Source organism: Paraburkholderia sp. SSBN10T (assembly GCF_056619545.1).
In genome coordinates this window covers 50,123-70,193 of sequence record NZ_JBWQQI010000020.1, presented here as the reverse complement: position 1 = coordinate 70,193, position 20,071 = coordinate 50,123, and the positions used below count along the sequence as shown (strand labels likewise).

19 protein-coding genes are annotated in these 20,071 nt (G+C 64.0%); 11 read left to right on the top strand and 8 right to left on the bottom strand.

What is annotated here, in order from left to right:
- The gene (locus AC1ECK_RS26915; protein ID WP_480324583.1) at positions 1-1,038 is read right to left on the bottom strand and encodes an efflux RND transporter periplasmic adaptor subunit; all 1,038 of its coding nucleotides are present in this window, start codon (positions 1,036-1,038) and stop codon (positions 1-3) included.
- On the bottom strand, positions 1,035-2,411 hold the full coding sequence (locus AC1ECK_RS26910; protein WP_480324581.1) for a TolC family protein: 1,377 nt from the start codon (positions 2,409-2,411) through the stop codon (positions 1,035-1,037). The genes AC1ECK_RS26915 and AC1ECK_RS26910 overlap by 4 nt, the downstream gene beginning before the upstream one ends.
- A 90-nt stretch (positions 2,412-2,501) precedes the next feature.
- Here AC1ECK_RS26910 and AC1ECK_RS26905 point away from each other — a divergent pair, with 90 nt between their 5' ends.
- Together AC1ECK_RS26905 and AC1ECK_RS26900 are read left to right on the top strand one after the other, a co-directional pair.
- The gene (locus AC1ECK_RS26905; RefSeq protein ID WP_480324579.1) at positions 2,502-3,176 is read left to right on the top strand and encodes a response regulator; all 675 of its coding nucleotides are present in this window, start codon (positions 2,502-2,504) and stop codon (positions 3,174-3,176) included.
- A gap of 29 nt (positions 3,177-3,205) precedes the next feature.
- Positions 3,206-4,516 carry an ATP-binding protein gene (locus tag AC1ECK_RS26900; RefSeq protein ID WP_480324577.1) on the top strand — a complete coding sequence of 437 codons (1,311 nt, stop codon included), beginning with the start codon at positions 3,206-3,208 and terminating at the stop codon, positions 4,514-4,516.
- Positions 4,517-4,556: 40 nt separating this feature from the next.
- Here AC1ECK_RS26900 and AC1ECK_RS26895 read toward each other — a convergent pair whose 3' ends face one another.
- Entirely contained in the window at positions 4,557-5,018 is a 462-nt protein-coding gene (locus AC1ECK_RS26895) for a hypothetical protein (RefSeq protein WP_480324575.1), read from the bottom strand.
- Between the two features lie 75 nt (positions 5,019-5,093).
- Positions 5,094-5,963, bottom strand: a complete 870-nt coding sequence (locus AC1ECK_RS26890) for a LysR family transcriptional regulator (protein ID WP_480324573.1) — start codon at positions 5,961-5,963, stop codon at positions 5,094-5,096.
- Positions 5,964-6,411: 448 nt separating this feature from the next.
- Between AC1ECK_RS26890 and AC1ECK_RS26885 the strand changes: the two genes are divergently transcribed.
- Positions 6,412-8,778 carry a bifunctional acetate--CoA ligase family protein/GNAT family N-acetyltransferase gene (locus AC1ECK_RS26885; protein WP_480324571.1) on the top strand — a complete coding sequence of 789 codons (2,367 nt, stop codon included), beginning with the start codon at positions 6,412-6,414 and terminating at the stop codon, positions 8,776-8,778.
- A 177-nt stretch (positions 8,779-8,955) separates the two neighbouring features.
- Here the strand turns inward: AC1ECK_RS26885 and AC1ECK_RS26880 are convergent, their stop codons facing one another.
- The 4 genes from AC1ECK_RS26880 to AC1ECK_RS26865 all read right to left on the bottom strand — a co-directional run bounded on the left by AC1ECK_RS26880 (position 8,956) and on the right by AC1ECK_RS26865 (position 11,458).
- Positions 8,956-9,498 (bottom strand): hypothetical protein, encoded by a 543-nt coding sequence (locus AC1ECK_RS26880; RefSeq protein ID WP_480324569.1) that lies wholly within the window; start codon positions 9,496-9,498, stop codon positions 8,956-8,958.
- Between the two features lie 153 nt (positions 9,499-9,651).
- Positions 9,652-9,897: a hypothetical protein gene (locus tag AC1ECK_RS26875; protein ID WP_480324567.1), complete on the bottom strand. Its 246-nt coding sequence runs from the start codon at positions 9,895-9,897 to the stop codon at positions 9,652-9,654.
- A 107-nt stretch (positions 9,898-10,004) separates the two neighbouring features.
- Entirely contained in the window at positions 10,005-10,460 is a 456-nt protein-coding gene (locus AC1ECK_RS26870) for a DUF3761 domain-containing protein (RefSeq protein ID WP_480324565.1), read from the bottom strand.
- Between the two features lie 209 nt (positions 10,461-10,669).
- Entirely contained in the window at positions 10,670-11,458 is a 789-nt protein-coding gene (locus tag AC1ECK_RS26865) for an IclR family transcriptional regulator (RefSeq protein ID WP_480324749.1), read from the bottom strand.
- A gap of 380 nt (positions 11,459-11,838) precedes the next feature.
- On the opposite strand from AC1ECK_RS26865, the gene AC1ECK_RS26860 reads away from it, so the two are divergent.
- The 8 genes from AC1ECK_RS26860 (at position 11,839) to AC1ECK_RS26825 (ending at position 19,991) form a co-directional block, all read left to right on the top strand.
- Positions 11,839-12,888 carry a sugar ABC transporter substrate-binding protein gene (locus tag AC1ECK_RS26860; RefSeq protein ID WP_480324563.1) on the top strand — a complete coding sequence of 350 codons (1,050 nt, stop codon included), beginning with the start codon at positions 11,839-11,841 and terminating at the stop codon, positions 12,886-12,888.
- 8 nt (positions 12,889-12,896) lie between these two features.
- Entirely contained in the window at positions 12,897-14,423 is a 1,527-nt protein-coding gene (locus tag AC1ECK_RS26855) for a sugar ABC transporter ATP-binding protein (protein WP_480324561.1), read from the top strand.
- The gene (locus AC1ECK_RS26850) at positions 14,413-15,456 is read left to right on the top strand and encodes an ABC transporter permease (protein WP_480324559.1); all 1,044 of its coding nucleotides are present in this window, start codon (positions 14,413-14,415) and stop codon (positions 15,454-15,456) included. The genes AC1ECK_RS26855 and AC1ECK_RS26850 overlap by 11 nt, the downstream gene beginning before the upstream one ends.
- Before the next feature lie 25 nt (positions 15,457-15,481).
- On the top strand, positions 15,482-15,805 hold the full coding sequence (locus AC1ECK_RS26845; protein WP_480324557.1) for a UxaA family hydrolase: 324 nt from the start codon (positions 15,482-15,484) through the stop codon (positions 15,803-15,805).
- A 28-nt stretch (positions 15,806-15,833) separates the two neighbouring features.
- Positions 15,834-17,159 (top strand): UxaA family hydrolase, encoded by a 1,326-nt coding sequence (locus tag AC1ECK_RS26840; RefSeq protein WP_480324555.1) that lies wholly within the window; start codon positions 15,834-15,836, stop codon positions 17,157-17,159.
- 158 nt (positions 17,160-17,317) lie between these two features.
- On the top strand, positions 17,318-18,358 hold the full coding sequence (locus tag AC1ECK_RS26835) for an aldo/keto reductase (protein WP_480324553.1): 1,041 nt from the start codon (positions 17,318-17,320) through the stop codon (positions 18,356-18,358).
- A gap of 6 nt (positions 18,359-18,364) precedes the next feature.
- A complete protein-coding gene (locus tag AC1ECK_RS26830; protein WP_480324551.1) occupies positions 18,365-19,195 on the top strand; it encodes an amidohydrolase family protein in 831 nt (276 codons plus the stop codon).
- A gap of 52 nt (positions 19,196-19,247) precedes the next feature.
- Positions 19,248-19,991, top strand: a complete 744-nt coding sequence (locus AC1ECK_RS26825) for an SDR family oxidoreductase (protein WP_480324549.1) — start codon at positions 19,248-19,250, stop codon at positions 19,989-19,991.
- Positions 19,992-20,071: the final 80 nt, after the last annotated feature.

Genomic DNA, 20,071 nt, shown 5'->3' with positions numbered 1-20,071 from the left:
TCAATCGGCTTGCTGGTAGCGCGTAGCGAAGTCCTGATGGAATAGAAGATAGGTGTCCTGCGTCACGACTCGCTCGCCCGGTGAGAGCCCTTTCCCGATCGAGGTCCAGCCACCATCGGATAGTCCGGGAACGACACGTCGCCGGTGGTTCCCGCTCTTGTCGTGCACCAATACCCACCATTGGGCGCCGTCGAGAATGAGCGCTGCGGCCGGAACGGCCAGGAGCTTGTCGTCAGATGTGGTGAGTGAGACTGTGCCAACGGTCCCTGCCACAAGGCTGCCGGCCGGCACGGCATCGAGCCAGACTTCCAGTTGACCAGGTGCGGTAACGCTCCACGACGTGTGTTGTACGGCTACGCCGATGGGCGCGTCAGTGCCTTCGCGAAGAAAGACGCCTTTCATTCCCGCAGTAACCGATGCGGCATCGCTTCCGTAAACATTCGCAACCACATGAAGGCCGCGCGACGATGCCACTGATACCAGTGCCTGCCCGGCATTCACATATTGACCGTCGGCGGCGTTGACAGCCGTCACCACGCCTGGCTCAGACGTCTCGATCGTGGCCAGGCTCGTGTAACTTCGGGCCGCTGTTTGTGCGGCGACGAGTTGCTGGCGCGCGGTGTCGAGTTCGGCGTGAGCGCGCGCGACAGCGTCGCGAGTGCTGAGTTGCTCGTCAAATTTCTGTTGCTCGATGGCGGCGGCTTGAGTGGCGGCGGACATACGTATCTGGGCCGACTTCAGGTCGGCCGCAAGGCGCGCGCGCTCAGTCGATACCGTTGGGCCGGTCAGATGCGCAATCGTCTGCCCAGACCGCACCACTTCCCCGGGAAGGACGCGCAGGCCGGAGACAATGCCGGCCGTAGACGCACTCAGCACGGTGTTCGAGGTCGCCTGCACACGTGCCGGCGCCGAGACCGTGACCACAACGCGCTTCTGCACTGCAGGCATCGTCACGACGTCTTGCGCGACCGCAAGATGACCTGCGACGGACCCAGTGCCGATGACTGCGGCAAGAATGAGCGCCCGAATGGAATTCATGGAATGTCCTGGCGAATCGATTGGTGGTCGATGGCGCTCACGCCTATCAAGGTGCAGAGCTCGACCTGCTGTTGAAGTACGGAATTCGCGAGCTTTGCTGTCGCGATGCGTTGGCTCATCAACCGGGATTCAAGGTCTGCCAATACCGGCAGCGTTACGTCGCCGGCGCCGGAGGCGACGCGCGCCTGCTTCACCGATCCCTCGAGCGCGGCCTCCATTGACTGCGCGTTACGAAGCTGTTCACCCAGCAGGCCGAGTTCAGATCTGATGCCCTCGACAGCGGTGTACGCGTCGTCAAGCCTTTGGCCGTACTCCTGAAAGAGACTCTCCCGGGTGGCACTTTCGACCGCGATATTTCCACGGTTGCCGTTGAACAAGGGAAGCGTCACCGAAACGGTAAGGCCCGAGGTGTAGATGGCGGACGTGTCCCGGCCTCGCGTGACTCCAATGTCCAGTCGAGGAAACTGTGCGAGTAGTGCTGCGCGATAGCGTTCGTCCTGTTCTGCGTACCCGGCACGCAGAGCCAGCAAATCGGGACGGCGCTGCCCGAGGTCGGCGAGTGCGCGTAACACCGCTTCCTCCGGGACTTCAAGCGGCTGTGGCGGAACCGCAAGCGTCAGGCGTGTCCCAGGGCGAAGTTCAAGCAGCGTGTCGAGTTCCTGTCCTGCTTTGAGGTGCTCCTCGCGCAGCGTACCAAGCTGTTGGATGCTGTCGCGGTACGCGGTTTCTGCCTGCACGGCGACGTCTCGGGTCACGTCGGAGCGTGCGAGGGCCTTTTGCATTCGTTCAGTGACACTTTTCTGATAGGCCACCAACTGCTCGACCTGCTTCTCGAGACGCTCGAGACTTACGGTGTTGACGTAGAGCGCATAGGCGTGATTCGCGACCTGCCATTTCGTCCATTCCAACACAAGCTGTTGCTTCTCAAGAGCCTTGTCTGCCTCCCGCTTCTTCGCGGGGCGGTCAACGAGTGCGGACACTTCATAGCTAAGCCCGACCATGAATGCAGGGACGAAGCCCTGTGTACCCGGGCGGTCAGTACTGAAGCTGAGTGTTGGGTCCGGTAGCAGGCCATCCGCGTATTGCCTGGCGGAAGCGATATCGAGCTCGCGTTCGGCACGATGGATATCCGGGCTATGCTCGAGCGCACGTTCGACCACCTGGTCCACGGTCAGCGGGGCGGCTGTTGACGCAATGTCATCCCGCCATTGAGGCGTGTCTGGAAGAGGTTTCGGTGCATACGCTGCGCAACCGCTCAACGCCACAGCCAGCGTGACAAACGCAACCCGTGCGCACGTGAGCGTGCCGGTACGTCGTCGACCAGTTGCGGGAATCCCGCTTTGCAACCTAATATCGTAAGCACCATGGGTCACGATGGATATCCGATGCAAAAAACGCTTCGGATGCTAATCCGCGAGACTTAGATTTGACTTAGCACGTTGCTTTCGACTCCGGTGAAACGCATGAGAATTCTGCTCGTGGAAGACGACGAAATGATTGGCAACGCAATCATCCAGGCGTTGAAGGATGCAGCGTATGCGGCCGACTGGGTGCGCGACGCCGAGTCTGCGATAGGGGCTCTACTGGGCCACGAGCACGATATCGTGCTGCTGGACCTGAATCTGCCGAAGCGCGATGGTATCGATGTACTGCGTTCCCTGAGAACCGACGGTAGCAAGACTCCTGTCCTCATTCTTACGGCGCGCGATAGCGTCGAGGACAGAATAGTCGGCCTAGACGCGGGCGCTGATGATTACCTTGTGAAGCCGTTCGAAATCAGCGAGCTGCTCGCGCGCCTTCGTGCTGTGACTCGACGACTCGGCGACCACGGCGATACCAGGATGACGAGCGGAAGCCTCACGCTGGACTCTGCTACGCATATCGCGGCGTACGGGAACGCCGAATGCCGGCTGACGAGTCGTGAGTTTGCCCTGTTGAGCGCGCTATTGATGAGGCCTGGAACGGTTCTGTCGCGAAGCGAGCTGGAGCGGAAACTTTATGCATGGCAGGAGCAGGTTGAAAGCAATGCCGTGGAAGTCGTGATTCACGGCATTCGGAAGAAGCTGGGTGCATCTGTCATTCGCAACGTGCGAGGTGTGGGATGGTTGGTAGACAAGGAAGACAATCACGCTCTCTGACGTTGCAACTGTCGGCGTGGATTGGTTGTGTGATTGTTGCAGTCGGGGTTCTCGCTTGCGGCTTTTCGTTCGCGTTTGCGTATCAGGAAGCCCGGGAGCTTCAGGATGGACAACTGAAGGAAATCGCTGCGCTGATTGATAGTCGCGCGTTGGCGTTCACCGGGCCTCGCCCGTCGGTCGAGAGTTCCCAGGATGCGGACGTCAAGGTGGTCATCGACAGGCTGAGCGACATAACGACGGGCGTCGCAGAGGCCGCCGGACTCGTGATTTCCACGGCGATGACTGACGGATTTCACGACTTGAACGGCAACGGGCAAAGCTGGCGCGTCAACATCCGGACGCTCCGTAGCGGCGAGCGAATTGCCGTGGCAGAACCCTCGGCATTGCGTGACGAGATTGCGCAGGATGGCGCAATGAGAACACTCGTGCCTATGCTCCTCCTGTTGCCAGGCCTATTCATCGTCATCGTGGTCATTGTCAAGACGAAGCTGGCGCCTCTTACACGTCTTGCGAGCGTGGTGGACCAACAGACCGATATGTCGCTCGAGCCGCTGCCTGAAGACGGCATAACGAATGAGGTATTGCCGTTTATCAGGTCGATTAACCGCCTGATTGCCCGACTGAAGGAGGCCATCGGTCATCAGCGCCGGTTTGTCGCGAGCGCCGCGCACGAATTGCGCTCGCCGCTGGCAGCGTTGTCTTTGCAGGCAGGAAATCTGGGGGCAACCATTACGTCGCCGGATGCCCGTGAACGGCTGATGGCCTTCCAGTCAGGATTGCGCCGTACCCACCGGCTCGTGGAGCAACTGCTCGCGTTGGCGAGGTCTGAGCAGGGAGCGCTGGAGCAGCCGGCTACGGTATCGCTACGAGCCGTGGCAACCGAGGTCATAAACGCCACGATTGGCCTGGCCTGCGAGAAGGATATCGACCTTGGGTTCGAGCACTTCGATGAGCTTGATGTCGTTGCCGACGTATCGTCACTCACGGTGGTGCTGAGGAACCTTGTCGATAATGCGGTGCGATATACGCCCAACGGCGGGAAGGTCGATGTGTCTGTCGTTCAGACAGACGGTGAGGTCATGTTCGAAGTCGCCGACTCGGGTCCCGGTATTCCGGACGACGAACTCGAACATGTGGTCGAGCCATTCTATCGCCTGAACAGTTCGGTTGCCTCAGGAAGCGGACTGGGTCTCTCCATCGTGTCGGAGATTGCACGTCGGACGGGCGGGCGTCTGATGCTCGAAAACATCGAAGGTGGATTTCGTGCCCGTTATTTCCAGCCGTTACGCCAGCACGGCGGATTCGGTGCATCCGTGCAGCTCGCGTCACGCGAGGAATGAACGCAGCGTCGCCGCTCCGTTGGGCGCGCCGCCGGACCAGTCAGTGTCTCGTCATCGTAGACGGCGCAAGAATCGTCACCTCGGAATCCACGTCCTCGTGATGCGCACGACGTAGTTCCCGCTTCAATATCTGCCCGTTGCGCAAGCCCTGGAAAAATTCAGCATCGAGCTGTGCATTGGCTTGCGCGCCAGCGGCTATTTCTTCAAACGCGAAGAGCAGCTTTGCGCGCCTTGCCGGCGACGAATTGCATTGTTCAATGGCCCGGGCCAGCGAGGCGAGCCTCGCGAACTGTTCGACAGTCTGTTGTGCTGCGGTGGCCGCTTTCTCGAGAATGCTATCGAGCAGTTGATCGCTGGCGGGGACTTCCAGCGCTTTGGGCATAGGAGACTTGTCTTCTGTCATGATCCGGCTGTCGTTGATGAGGGGTCTGCGCGTCGCTGTACACGTCAGCCCGTCAAACCCCGATGCCGTCACGTAAACGGCAACGAAAGTATAGAACATCGCGAATCTGTGGCTTTATTGATATGAGCCCGCGAGTGCACCGCGGCCGTTCTGAAAACTACGGACGCCGCCACCTCACCCCATGTTCAAGACCTCTTCCCGCAGCCACCCGGCAAACGCCTGCACATGCTCGAGCGCGGCATGCCGTGGCGCGATATCGAGCCAGTAACCAAACGGTCCGCTGACCTCGATCTCGGAAATACGCGCAAGGCTTCCGTCGGCCAGTTCCTCGACGATCATGTTGCGATCGACGATCGCCAATCCCGCGCCCTTACGCGCCGCATGAATCGCCTGCTCCAGGTTCGAAAACTCGATGCCGTTTTCCGCGTAATGCGCCGGCATGCCTGCGGTGGCGAGCCAGTTCGGCCACAAATCGAGCCGCGTCTCGTTATGCAGCACATGCAGTGCCGGCAGATGCGCGAGCAACGTGTCGAGCGGGCGCCCGAGCAGATGCGGCGCACCCACCAGCGTATGCCGCTCGATCATCAGCAACTCGGAATGCGCGTCCGGCAGCGCATCGCGGCCAAAGCGAATGTTGCAGTGGCAATCCTCGGTCGGCTCGGTGCGGATGGACAGTTCGACATCGGGCAGTTGCACCGCCAGCGAGCCGAGCCGCGGCGAGAACCATTGAGTCGCGAAGGTCGGCGGCACCGACAGAACGAGGCGGCGCCGGCCCGTGGAGGTGGTGATCTGGCGCGTGCCGCGCTCGATCGTATCGAACGCTTCGGACACGCACGGCAGCAACTGCAAACCCGCCGCCGTCAGCCGGATGCCCTTGTGGTCGCGCTCGAACAGCTTCGCGCCGAGCGACTCCTCCAGTATCTTGATCTGGCGGCTCACGGCGCCCTGTGTCACGCACAGCGCGCTCGCGGCGCGGTTGAAGCTCAAATGACGTGCTGTCTCTTCGAAGAAGCGCAACGCAATCAACGATGGCAAGCGCCGCATACCTTCACCTTCTGTCTTTTCTGGTCGTCCGGCGCCGCGCCGGGTTGGCGCGTCCTGCCGTCCGCAATGGTTGTCATCAATCTGCGACGGCCGCAGGCGTCTCGTCTCCAGAGCGCCGCGCGGCGATCGTACTGCAATCGGCGTGTCTGCCGGCCCGTCTCCAGGACCGCCTGCCGCCTCGCGGCATCTTACTGCCTTTGTGGCTCGACCGATGCCGTGCGATGCCGCGCCGTTTCCGACGCGCCTCATGGCGCGGATTGTCGCATTTCAGCGCGTATGTTGAGCGGGCGCAAACAACAAACGGTGCTCGCCAGGAAACAGGTCAAACGACGTGCTGTACAGACTGGGTTTCCTGATCCGGCTGCCGCGCAACAGGCCGAGATCGCCTATTCTGAGGGGGACGCGCGCTCGTCCTGAGCGCGCCCCTTTTCGACTCGCGGAGTGCCCCGTGACCGTTCGCAATCTCGATGCCGTGTTCCGCCCCAGATCCGTCGCAGTGATCGGCGCTTCGCGTCGGCCGCGCAGTACGGGCGCCATGGTGTGGGCGAGTGTGCTGGGGGGCGGCTTCGAAGGGCCGCTCTGGCCCGTGAATCCGAAATACGACGCGCTCGACGGCCGTCTGGTCGTGGCGGACGCCGGTGACCTGCCCGAAGCCCCCACGGTGGCGCTGATCTGCACACCTCCGGCGACATGGCCGGGCCTCATTCACAAACTCGGCGGTCTGGGCACGCGGGCGGCGATCATCGTAGGGGAAGTGCATAGCGACGAGGATCGCACCGCGCTTAGGCAAGCCCTCTCGGCGGCGCGGCCGCATCTGTTGCGAATCGTCGGACCGGGCAGTCTCGGCGTGGTGTCGCCGGCGCTGCGGGCGCATCTGGGTGCGCCATCGTCTCTCGTGAAAGCGGGCGGGGTGGCGTGGGTGTCGCAGTCGAATGCCCTGACGAATGCGGTGCTGGGCTGGGCGCATGCGCGCGGCCTGGGCTTTTCGCACGCGGTCGCGCTTGGCGGCGAGGCGGACGTGGACGCGGGCGACGTGCTCGACTACCTGGCGAGCGATCCCGGCACGCGCGCAATCCTGCTCGAACTCGACACGGTGCGCGCGGCCCGCAAGTTCATGTCGGCGGCGCGGGCGGCGGCGCGCAACAAGCCGGTTCTCGCACTGCGCTCGGGCCGCGCCGATCCCGCCGATGGCTTGTACACGGCGGCCTTCCGCCGCGCCGGGATGGTGCGCGTCGACTCGCTTGACGATCTGCTCGACGAAATCGAAACGCTCGGCGTGGGCCGCGTCGCGGCCGGGGCGACGGCGACGCTGATCACCGGCGACCGCGGCGTCGCAACCCTCGCCTGCGACGCGTTCGAGGCGGCGGGCGACACCCTCGCGCAATGGCCTGCCGAGACCACGGAAGCGGTCAGGCAGGCGTTGCCGCGCGCGGTCGCAGGCAACCCGCTGCAGCTCGGCGACGACGCGCGAGCCGAGCATTTCGGCACGGCCTTGCAGGTCCTCGCGCAGCATCGCGAGACCGGGACGGCGTTCGTCGTCCACGCGTCGACGCATAACGCGCCGGTCGGCGAGGTCGCACAGGCGCTGATCGCGAATCAGCGGTTCGCCTATCGCGGCGTGCTGGCGTGTTTCTTTGGCGGAGTGGACGCGGCGACGCGCGATGCGCTGCACGCCCAGGGCATCCCGGTCCATACGACGCCGCAGCGCCTCGCGCGAGCGTTCGCCCGCCTGGTCGATTACCGGCTGGGGCGCGAGTTGCTGATGCAGACGCCGGAGGGGCTGCCCGCGCAGGTCCCCGCCGAGATCGACGCCGCCCAGGCGCAAGCGCGCGCGGCCTTGGCGGCGGGCGAAGACACACTCACGGAGGCACACGCCGCGAGTCTGCTCGCGCATTTCGGGTTGCGCGTCGAGCCTCGCGAGGCGACCCAGGACAAGATCGTCGACATCGACGTCGAGCTGCACGACGACGACAACTTCGGTCCGGTGTTCCGCTTTACGACGCCCTCTGCGGATGGCGTGTCGGCGCCGCTGCGAGTCTTCGGCTTGCCGCCGCTCAATCCGACGCTGGCGCGCGATATGGTCACCCGCTCGCCGTACGCCCGGGTGGCCGCGCCTGAGCCCGTGCTGGCGGCTTTTACGGCGCTTTCGCAAGCGGTGTGCGATGTGCGCGAGATCGTCGGGTTGAAGCTCGCGCTGCGGGTATTCCGCGAGCACGCCTCAGTGGTGGCGCCGTGTATCCGGCTGGGCGCGAGGCGCAGCCGGCTCGCGATCATGCCGTATCCGCGCCGCTACGAGGAAACGCTCGACTGGCACGGTTTGCGCATCACGGTGCGGCCCATCCGCCCCGAAGACGAAGCGGCCCATCACGACTTCGTCGAAGCGATGACGCCGGACGATCTGCGTCTGCGCTTCTTCGGCGCGGTCGGCAGCTTCGATCACTCGCAACTCGCGCGGATGACGCAGATCGACTACGACCGGGAGATGGCGCTGATTGCGACGGTTCCGTGCGATGAGGGCTTTACGCGGACACTGGGCGTAGTGCGCGCTGTGGCGGACCCGGACAACGAAACCGCGGAGTTTGCGGTGGCGATCCGTTCGGATCAGAAGGGGCGACGCCTCGGCAGGCTGCTGATGGAGAAGATCATCGCGTATGCGCGCTCGCGCGGCACGCATTGGCTGGTCGGCGAAGCGCTGCGTGAGAACGCGCCGATGATCGCGTTGGCGAAGGCGTGCGGTTTTACGGTCACGCCGACGGAAGATCCCGCAGTGGTGGGGTTCAGGATGCCGCTGGACGAGGCGGAAGCGGTCGCTTGACCGGAGCCCGCTCGTCCTGCGGCACGAAGCGTTGCTGCAAGGCTGCCGCGACCTGCATCAGCGCCTGGTTGCGGCCGGCGGCCGTGATTGATAACGCTGGGAATGACAAAACAGGAAGCCCGCGGGCACATGCAGCCCGCCGGCAGAGAGCTATTTGCGGGCGGGAACGTGGCGCACTTAGGCCGGCAGCTTGGCCGCCGCTTCATCCACGAGGCTGCGCGTCACAGACAACTCTTCGAGCCATGCTTGCGCATAGACGGCACCGGTTTCACGTTCGAGGCGGGCGATCGTGGCTGCGCACCGATTCGCGTCCTTCGGCGTCGCGATGAAGTCCTTCACCGATTGCCCCGCCTTGAAGGCGTCGAACAGCGGCACGCGGATATCGTCGGGCAAGGCGCGCGTCCACTGGTATGGCTTGCCGTTGTACGTGAACGACGGCGGCAATACGCGTTCCTTCTTCGCGGCCGGAATCAGCCCGTAGGTGCGCGCGGCTTCGCCGATCTGCTCCGGCGAAAACAACTCGTCCGGGCTGATGTCGAATTGCTGGATATAGGCTTCCATTGCCTGCATGGCAGCAGCGCGGTCGTCGCGTTTTTGCTGCGCGCGGGCCACGATGTCGCGCAGTTCGTCGGCTTCTTCGGTGGTGATCGTGAAGCTCGCCTGCTTCTGCTGGAGTTCGGAAAAACGCTGGAATTCGGAATCGGTCAGAAGTTTCGCCATGAGGTATCGATAGCGCGCGCAGGTCGTTGCCCACGCGGCGACGTTTTTGAGAGGGTCGCCATTCTAAACCATGCGGACGGGGTGCGAGTCCGAGCCGGCGGGGGGAGGGCCGGCGCGCTGTCAGCGCACCTCATGCCGGTGCGCCGTTTCACTTCATTGGACTGGAGCGTTCTGCGCCCGAGCAGCCGCCTGCTGCTGCTCAGCGAGCTTCTTTTGCTTCGCCAGGTGGTGACCGACGATGCACCCGCCTACTGCACCGGCGACGGCATGATGACCCGCGTAGTGGCCCGCGACGCCACCGACCACGGCGCCCTTCAGGCAGCCCGCCGCGGAAGCGGAGCTGGCGAAACCCGCCAGCGTAAGCGCCAGCAAAACGAAAGTACAAAACGATTTCTTCATGGGATAGCGCGGGGGGAAAAACCTGGGATGCGAGGCGTTAGGGTGAGGCGCCCGATCCTGCGTCCGGCGCCAGTGGGCGCGAACGCAGGATGTGCGGCGGTGATGCGTTACTGGCAGGCCTTGCCGGCGTCGGCGCGGTAGCCCTTGGTCTTGGCGTCGGCTTCGCTCATGTACGAGCCGTGCTTCGTCTTGCCGTAGTACTTGTCACCCGGGCAGTGGTACACCTTGGTGCTGGTGTTGACCCACACCTGGCCGGGGCCGCCGCCGGGCGCGGCTGCCTTGGCGCTGCTGGCCGCGGCCGGCGCCATGGCGGGCGCTGCTGCCGGTGCCGATGCCGCGGCGGCCGGAGCGGTTGCCGCACCTGCCGCAGCCGATGCGCCGTACCACGTCTGGACACCCTTATGGCCCTTGCAGGCACCCTTCTTCGTCGCGCCCGAGTAGAACGAGCCGTCCTTGCACAGGCCAGTCGTGCCGGCCGGCGCGCTGGCGGGAACCTGCGCGTAGCTCGCGGTAGCTGCGAGCAGGCCGGCCACTGCGGCCATGGAGAGAATGAGCTTTTTCATCGTATTGATCCTATAGACCTGCAGCGGCGAAGCCGCGTTTATCGGTGGACGCAAACCATACGGCAACCTGAGCGGCCGTACGGCTCGCGATTCTTGTACGCGCGAGAGATGGCGCGCACAGGATAAAACGCGCCAGACCGCTGTTCGGCTGACGTCCTTATCTCTGTGAATTGTTAAATATTGCAAGTCTGGACGCGCGTACGGCGGGGCTAGCTTGCACCCTCCTGAAACAACGACAACGCTTCGACGGTCTCGCGCAGCAGCGCGGTCGCCGCTTCGAGCGTCGGTGCGACGTATTCGTCAATGCGCTTCAGATACGGGCAGGTCATCACGGCAATCGCTTGTCCGGATGGCCCGAGCAGGGGAAAGGTCAGATCGGTGACCCCGAAGATCTGCTGGCTGTCTTTTTGCGAATACCCTTTCTCGCGAATCTGCTCGCAGGTCTGCTCCAGCGCCTCGCGGTTGATGGTCACTTCGCCTTTCACCTTCGTGTGTTCGGCGAGCATGTGCGCACGCTGCTCGGCGGTTTGAAAGGCCAACATGACGCGGCCCGAGCCGGTGTCGATCAGCCCGACCCGCGAACCGAGCCGTACCGACATCCCCCACGTGCCCGGACCGTCGACCTGCGCAATCACCAACAGATTGCCGCGGTCGTACACCACCAGGTGACACGACTGTTCCGCGCGATCCGAAAAGCGCTGCATCAGCGGCAGCGCTTCGGAGATCAACCGGTTCATGGGCGGGTGACGGTGTGCCAGTGCGTACAGCTTCAGGCTCAGCGAATAGCGATCGCCCGCGGCCGAGCGCACCACATATTGGCGCGCCACCAGCCGTTCGAGCATCCGGTACATCTCGCTGGCATTGCGCCCGAGCAGCCTGGTGATTTCGGCTCGCGTCAGCCCCTCTTTCTGCTCGGCGAGCAGTTCGAGGATATCCAGACCTTTGTCCAGCGCGGGCGCGCGGTAACGGTCGGCGTCGTCTTTTTCTTCCGAATCCATCATCGGTGGGTTCCCCATGCAAAGCGCTTGCTCCGGTTCCATGCAAAGCGGTGCAGCGCTCATTGTTATCCGGCGCGTGAGTGTAGAGCGTACCTCGTTGAACACGGCCAGGGAAAACACGGACGGTTGGTGCAATGACATTGCTTGACTTCGAAAAGTCCGTATATGAATAATACGTTCATTGGTGAATGAACGCACACCAATATCGATAAGAAAGCGCAGGACGACGTTCCGGTTCCTCAGGGGCACGGTTCAGGTAGTTCAACAACGCATGGGACCGGAGCAGGTGCTAAAGCACCAACTCGGGTCGACCGCGATAAACCGCATGGGACCAGAGTAAGTGCTAAAGCACTAACTCTGGTCGACATAGGAGACAAGCAATGACGTTCGTAAAAGGATCCGGCGCGACCCGCCGCTTCATTCAGGGTGCTCTATCGGTAGGGGCTGCAGCCGCTTGCGTGGCCGGCCTCGTGACGAGTGGCGCCGCCCGCGCCGCCGAGTCCGGCAAGGTCGGCCTCGATCTGCCGCTTCTCACCTCGCCGTTCTGGCAGTCGTACAACAACTACCTGCCCGTGTACGCCAAACAGATGGGCCTCGATATCCTCGCGCCCGTCAATTCCAACGGTGACCCTGCGCAGCAGATCACCGACATGAACAACATCCTCAACCTGGGCGCGAAGGGCATTGTCGTGGGGCCGCTGGATTCGGCCGCGATCAGCCGCGCGCTCGATGCCGCGTCCACCAAGGACGTGCCGGTGGTGGCCGTGGACGTTGCCCCGACGCAAGGCAAGGTCGCGATGGTGGTGCGGGCCGACAACCATGCGTATGGCGAGATGGCCTGCAAGTACATCGGCGAGCATGTGAAGTCCGGCAAGGTTGTGCAGATCATGGGCGACCTGGCGTCGGTGAATGGGCGTGACCGTTCGGAAGCGTTTCGCGCCTGTCTGAAGCACTACCCGGCGCTCTCGCTACTGGAGATTCCGGCGGCTTGGAAGGGCGACGTCGCGGCGACCGCGCTGGACAGCCTGCTGACGGCGAACCCGGACGTAAAGGCGATCTACATGCAAGCGGGCGGGGTCTACCTGTCGCCGACGCTGCAAACGCTGCGCCGCAAGCAGATGCTGTTTCCGGTGGGCGATCCGAAACACGTCGTGATTGTGAGCAACGACGGCATTCCGCAGGAGTTCGAAGCGATTCGCAAGGGCGAGATCGACGCCACCGTTTCGCAGCCGGCCGACCTGTACGCGAAGTACGGTCTGTACTACATCAAGGCGGCGCTTGCTGGGCAAACCTTCAAGCCGGGTCCGACCGATCACGGCAGCACGATCATCCAGATCGCGCCGGGCATGCTGGAGGACCAGTTGCCTGCGCCGCTCGTGACGAAGGCGAATGTCGACGACAAGAACCTGTGGGGCAACACCGTCAAATGAGCGAGTCCATGCACGCGCCTGACAATGCGGTGGCCACAGCGGTAGTCGAAGCGCTGGAGGTCACCAAGCGCTTCGGCTCCTACGCCGCACTGAAAGACGTGAGCATCCGCGTGATGCCCGGCGAGTCGCATGCGCTCGTCGGGCGCAACGGGGCCGGCAAATCGACGCTGGTGTCGATTCTCACCGGCCTGCGCAAGCCGGACACCGGCGAGGTGCGCTTCGGCGGCGTGGCCGCGCCGTCGCTCACCGACCGTGACGCATGGCGCGAGCGGGTGGCCTGCGTCTATCAGCATTCGACGATCATCCGCGATCTCACTGTCGCGGAGAATCTGTTCATCAATCGCCAGCCCGAACGGCGCGGCATGATCGACTGGCAGGCCATGCGCCGCGATGCGCGCGAGCTGCTCGATCACTGGAAGATCGACGTGCGCGAAGACGCGCGCGCCGGCGATCTGAGCGTCGAGGCGCGGCAACTGGTGGAGATTGCGCGGGCGCTGTCGTACGGCGCACGCTTCATCATTCTCGACGAGCCGACCGCCCAACTCGACGGCGATGAAATCAAACGGCTGTTTCGCCGCATCACTGAGTTGCAGCGCGAAGGCGTGACGTTTCTGTTTATCTCGCACCATCTGCAGGAGGTGTACGAGATCTGTCAGGCGGTGACGGTGCTGCGCGATGCGCGGCATATCGTTAGCGCGCCGGTAGCTGCGTTGCCGCGCGAGCAGTTGATCGAAGCGATGACCGGCGAGCGCGGCGGCCTCGCGGTTGCCGACGCCGCTTCACGCGCGCCGCTGCCTGCCGATACGAAAGTGGCGCTGGAAGTCGCGGGTCTCGGTGGCGCGGACTATCAGGACGTGTCGTTCACCGTCAAACGCGGCGAGGTGATCGGCTTGACCGGCGCGACGAGCAGTGGCCGCACCAGCGTCGCCGAAGCGGTTGCGGGCCTGCGCTCGCCGACGCGTGGCGAGATTCGCGTAGCCGGCCAATCCTTGCCGCGTGGCGACGTGCCCGCAGCGTTGGCGGCGGGCGTCGGCTGCGTGCCGAAAGACCGCCATCACGAGGGCCTGGTGCTGACGCAATCGGTGGCGGAAAACGCTTCCATGACGATCACGCGTCTGCTCGGCAAGTTCGGCCTCACACCGCCCGCGAAGAAGAACGCCTTCGGCCAGAAGATGATCGACGCGCTCGACATCGTGACCCCGGGTCCCGAGCACGTCGTATCGGGGCTGTCCGGCGGCAATCAGCAGAAGGTCGTGATGGCGCGCGCGCTGGCGACCGATCCGAACGTGCTCGTGCTGATCGACCCCACGGCCGGCGTGGACGTCAAATCGAAAGAGGCGCTGCTGTCCGTCGTGGACCGCGTACGCGAAGAAGGCAAGGCGGTGCTCGTCGTCTCCGGCGAACTCGACGACCTGCGCACCTGTGACCGTGTGCTGGTCATGTTTCGTGGCCGCGTCGCGGCCGAATTTCCCGCGGGTTGGCAGGATCAGGACCTGATCGCATCCGTTGAAGGAGTCAGTCTCCATGAAGAATAGTTTGCCAAGCCCTGCATTCGGCGCGGCTCCAGGACCGGCCGGCGCGCCCGCACCGCGCGGCCGCAAGGTACGGATCGAATTCGCGCGGCTGCGCGATCTCGCATTGGTACCCGCGCTCGCGCTGCTGATCGTGATCGGCGCGTTCGTGAGCCCAAGCTTTCTGACGAAGGCGAATCTGATCAGCGTGCTCGGCGCCTCGGCGGCGCTTGCACTGGTCGTGCTCGCGGAATCGCTGATCGTGTTGACCGGCAAGTTCGATCTGTCGCTCGAATCGACGGTGGGAATTGCGCCCGCGGTCGGCGCGATGCTCGTGATGCCGGCGGCGTCGGCAGGTTTCGGCTGGCAGTGGCCGGCGGCGGCCGGCTTGCTGGCGATCCTCGTGGTCGGTGCGCTGATCGGTTTCATCAACGGCTTTCTGGTGGTTCGCTTGCGACTGAACGCGTTCATCGTCACGCTCGCCATGCTGATCGTGCTGCGCGGCATGCTGGTCGGCGCAACCAAGGGCGGCACGCTGTTCGACATGCCGCCGTCGTTCTTCACGCTCGCCACCACCATCGTGCTCGGCCTGCCGCTGTCGGTGTGGCTTGCTGCGGTGGCGTTCGCGGTGGCCGCTTTCATGCTGCGCTACCATCGGATTGGGCGCGCACTTTACGCAATTGGCGGCAATCCGGAGGCGGCGCGCGCCGCCGGGATTCGCGTCGAGCGCATCACGTGGGGCGTATTCGTGCTCGGTAGCGTGCTGGCGTCGATTGGCGGCCTGATCGTGACGGGCTATGTCGGTGCGATCAACGCGAACCAGGGCAACGGGATGATCTTCACCGTGTTCGCGGCGGCGGTGATCGGCGGCATTTCGCTCGACGGCGGCAAGGGCACGATGCTCGGCGCGCTGTCCGGCGTGCTGCTGCTTGGCGTGGTGCAGAACCTGCTGACGCTGGCGCAAGTGCCGTCGTTCTGGATTCAGGCCATCTACGGCGCGATCATTCTCGGCTCGCTGATGGTGGCGCGCCTCGCGAGCGGCGAAGGCCAGAATTGAACCCGCACGTTCACGGAGACCTATCTTGAGCAGCCCACTGCATACCGATGCCCGCCTGATCCTGCTGAGTCCACAGGACAACTGCCTGATTGCGGCGGCGCGGCTCGAAGCCGGCACCGTGGTCGAGATCGAAGGCGAAGCCGTCACGCTCGCCAGGACCATCGACCTCGGTCACAAGGTTGCGCGCGACGCGCTGGCGAAGGACGACAAAGTGCTGCGCTACGGCGCGGTCATCGGCCATGTGACCGAAGCCGTCGCGCGTGGCGAGCATCTGCACACCCACAACCTGGAAAGCGATTACCTGCCGACGTACACCCACGACGCAGGCCACGAATTTGTGCATCATTGATGCGGTGCGATGCCGCGCTGGAACGATCATGACCGACACTTCCGCAGCAACGATTTCCTCACTGGCCGGGTCGCAGCCGACGACGCTGCAAGGCTATCTGCGCAGCGATGGCCGCAAGGGCATCCGCAATGTGGTCGCGGTTGCCTATCTGGTCGAATGCGCGCATCACGTGGCGCGGGAAATCGTCACACAGTTTCGCGAGCCGCTCGATGCGTTTGACGATCCTACGGCCGAGCGCGAGCCGGCCGTGCATCTGATTGGCTTTCCCGGCTGCTATCCGAACAGCTATGCGGAGAAAATGCTCAAGCAGCTCACGACGCATCCGAACGTGGGCGCCGTGCTGTTCGTGTCGCTGGGCTGCGAGAGCATGAACAAGCACTATCTCGTGGATGTGGTGCGGGCAACCGGCCGGCCGGTCGAAGTGCTGACGATCCAGGAAAAAGGCGGCACGCGCAGCACGATTCAATACGGCGTCGACTGGGTGCGCGGCGCGCGCCGGCAACTGGCGGCGCAACAGCGCGTGCCGATGGCGCTCGACGAACTGGTGATCGGCACGATCTGCGGCGGCTCGGACGGGACCAGCGGCATCACCGCGAATCCTGCCGTGGGGCGCGCGTTCGATCATCTGATCGATGCCGGTGCAACCTGCATTTTCGAAGAGACGGGTGAGCTGGTCGGCTGCGAGTTTCATATGAAAACCCGTGCGGCGCGGCCGGAGCTAGGCGATGAAATCGTCGCATGCGTGGCCAAGGCGGCGCGTTATTACTCGATTCTCGGTCACGGCAGTTTTGCGGTGGGCAATGCGGACGGCGGTCTGACGACCCAGGAAGAGAAGTCGCTTGGCGCGTATGCAAAGAGCGGGGCGTCGCCGATTGTCGGCATCATCAAACCGGGCGATGTCCCGCCCACCGGCGGCCTCTATCTGCTCGACGTCGTGCCGGACGGCGAGCCGCGCTTCGGCTTTCCCAACATCAGCGACAACGCGGAGATTGGCGAGCTGATCGCCTGCGGTGCGCATGTGATCCTGTTCACGACTGGGCGCGGTTCGGTGGTGGGCTCGGCGATCTCGCCGGTGATCAAGGTGTGCGCGAATCCCGCCACTTATCGCAATCTCGCCGGCGACATGGATGTCGACGCGGGCCGGATTCTCGAGGGCCGCGGCACGCTGGAAGAAGTGGGTCGCGAAGTGTTCGAGCAGACGGTGGCCGTGGCGCAAGGCGCAGCATCGAAGTCCGAGACGCTTGGCCACCAGGAGTTTATTCTCACGTACAAGAGCTTCGAACCGGTGGGCCCGGCGTGCTTGCCGTCGAGCGCGGCGCCGGCGCAGCGGGTCGTCGAGATCGCATCGCATTGATCGACGCCGTGGTGCGATGGCACTATCGCACCACAACATCTCAGCATGGGCGGCGTCAGACCGCCCGGCGAATCGCGGCCGCGTCGCTGACTGCGCTGAACGTATGGTCTCGCCGCAAGACGACGCGCGCCACTGCATGAACATTAGGAGACTTCGGCATGACAGGCGCAGTTGATTCAAAAGTCGCAAAGCGCCGCCCGCTCGGCCGGCGCGGGCTGCAGGTGACGGGGCTGGGTCTCGGCACCGCGCCGCTCGGCGGCCTCTATCAGGATCTGTCGGACGAGGAGGCGCTCGATACGGTCGCCGCCGCATGGGATGCGGGCGTGCGCTACTTCGATACCGCACCGCTCTACGGCCATACCAAGGCCGAACACCGGCTGGGCGATGCGCTCCGCCGTTACCCGCGCGACCAATATGTGCTGTCCACCAAGGCCGGCCGCCGGTTTGTGCCGCGCACCACACCGTACGACGGCAGCGAAGGCTGGCAGAATCCGTTGCCGTTCGAGGCGATCTACGATTACACCCACGACGGCATCCTGCGCTCGTTCGAGGACAGCCAGCAGCGCCTGGGCATGGTCGAGATCGACATCCTGCTGATCCACGACATCGGCCGCGTGACGCACGGCGAGAAAAATCCGTTTTACTGGAAGCAACTGACCGAAGGCGGCGGCTTTCGCGCGCTCGACGAATTGCGCTCCACGGGCCTCGTGAAGGCCGTGGGCCTTGGGGTCAACGAAGGCGCGGCGATTCTGGAAGTGATGGCCGATTTCGATATCGACTGCGCACTGCTGGCCGGTCGCTATACACTGCTGGAGCAGGCCACGCTCGATGACCTGCTGCCTGCCTGCGAAGCGCGCGGCGTCGGCATCATGCTAGGCGGGGCGTTTAACTCGGGCATCCTGGCACGCGGCGTGCGTGGCGATCTGAAGTTCAACTACGGCGCCGCGCCGCAAGAGGTGATCGAACGCGTGGCCAAGCTGGACGCCGTATGCCGCGTGCACGATGTGCCGCTGGCCGCGGCGGCGTTGCAGTTTCCGTATGCTCATCCGGCCGTCGCAACGGTGCTGACCGGTGCGCGCAGCGTTGCAGAGTTGCGCGAGAACGTCGCGTCGTTCGAACGCCCGATTCCTGCCGAACTATGGACGGCATTGCGCGATAGAGGCCTGCTGGATCTGCGAGCGCCCGTGCCGGAGGATTGACCGATCATGCACATCGATGCCCACCAGCACTACTGGGACCCGGCTCGCGGCGATTACGGCTGGCTCACTCCCGAACTGAAAACGCTGTACCGGACCTTCGGCCCCGCGGACCTGGCTCCGTTGCGCGAACGGGCCGGCGTACAGCGTACGGTGGTGGTGCAGGCGGCGCCGAGCGTCGAGGAAACCCGCTATTTGCTGGATCTGGCGGCGGGTGAGGCGTCGATTGCGGGTGTGGTGGGATGGGTGCCGATGCTGCTGCGCGATGCCCCCGCCTTGATCGCCGAACTCGCACGCGACCCGAAATTCAAGGGCTTGCGGCCGATGCTGCAAGACCTGCCCGACGACACCTGGATCGCCAATCCCGATCTGGCGCCCGCCGTCGAAGCACTGATCGCGCACGACCTCGCCTTCGATGCGCTGATCTACACGCGCCACGTCGACGCCTTCGAAACGTTCGCGACGCGCTTTCCCAAGCTGCGGATCGTCGTCGATCACGGCGCGAAACCGCCCATCCGTTACGGCAAGGGCGGCTGGCAGAGCTGGGCGGACGGCATCACGCGCCTCGCGCGCTTGCCGCATGTGCATTGCAAGCTCTCGGGGCTCGCCACCGAAGCCCCGCTCGACTGGACCGAAGCGACCTTGCAGCCGTACGTCGATCATCTGTTGCAGGCGTTCGGCCCATCCCGTTTGATGTGGGGCAGCGACTGGCCGGTGCTCAACCTGAACGGCGACTATCTGCTGTGGCATTCGGTGGCCCATACCCTGCTCGCCGGACTGTCCGATGCGCAGCGCGAGGCGGTGTTCGGCGCCAACGCTGCCGCGTTCTACCGCTTGTGAAAGCCACTCGATTTCCGGTACGACTCACCTGCCATTTCAACTGGAGACATAGATGACACAAAGACTGGCCGGGAAGACGGCCCTGATTACCGCCGCCGGACAAGGTATCGGTCTCGCTACCGCAGAGTTGTTCGCACGTGAAGGGGCGCGCGTGATTGCGACCGATATCAAGCTCGATTCGCTCGCCGGCAAGCCGGTCGAAGCGCGCAAGCTCGACGTGCGCGACAGCGCTGCGATCAACGCGCTCGCCGCCGAACTGGGTGCGATCGACGTGCTGTTCAACTGCGCGGGCTATGTCCACGCCGGTTCGATTCTGGAAGCAACCGAAGAAGACTGGGACTTCGCCTTCGATCTGAACGCGAAAGCGATGTACCGCACGATTCGCGCGTTTTTGCCCGGCATGCTCGAAAAGGGCGGCGGTTCGATCATCAATATGTCGTCGGCGGCTTCGAGCGTGAAAGGCGTGCCGAACCGTTTCGTGTACGGCGCCTCGAAAGCGGCCGTGATCGGTTTGACGAAGGCTGTCGCTGCAGACTTCATCACACGTGGTGTACGCTGTAACGCGATCTGCCCGGGCACGGTGGCTTCGCCGTCGCTCGAACAGCGGATTGCGGCACAGGCTCAAGCGCAAGGCGCGACCATCGACGCGGTGCAGGCGGCTTTCGTCGCCCGCCAGCCGATGGGCCGCATCGGCAAGCCGGAAGAGATCGCTGCGCTGGCGCTGTATCTCGCCTCCGACGAGTCGGCTTTCACCACGGGCCATGCGCATGTGATCGACGGCGGCTGGTCGAACTAGCCGGCCGGATGCGGCTCGCTTGCAGGGCGCGTGCACGCACAGGGCCGCGCCTGTTTTCTTACTGAACACTCTGGATACAT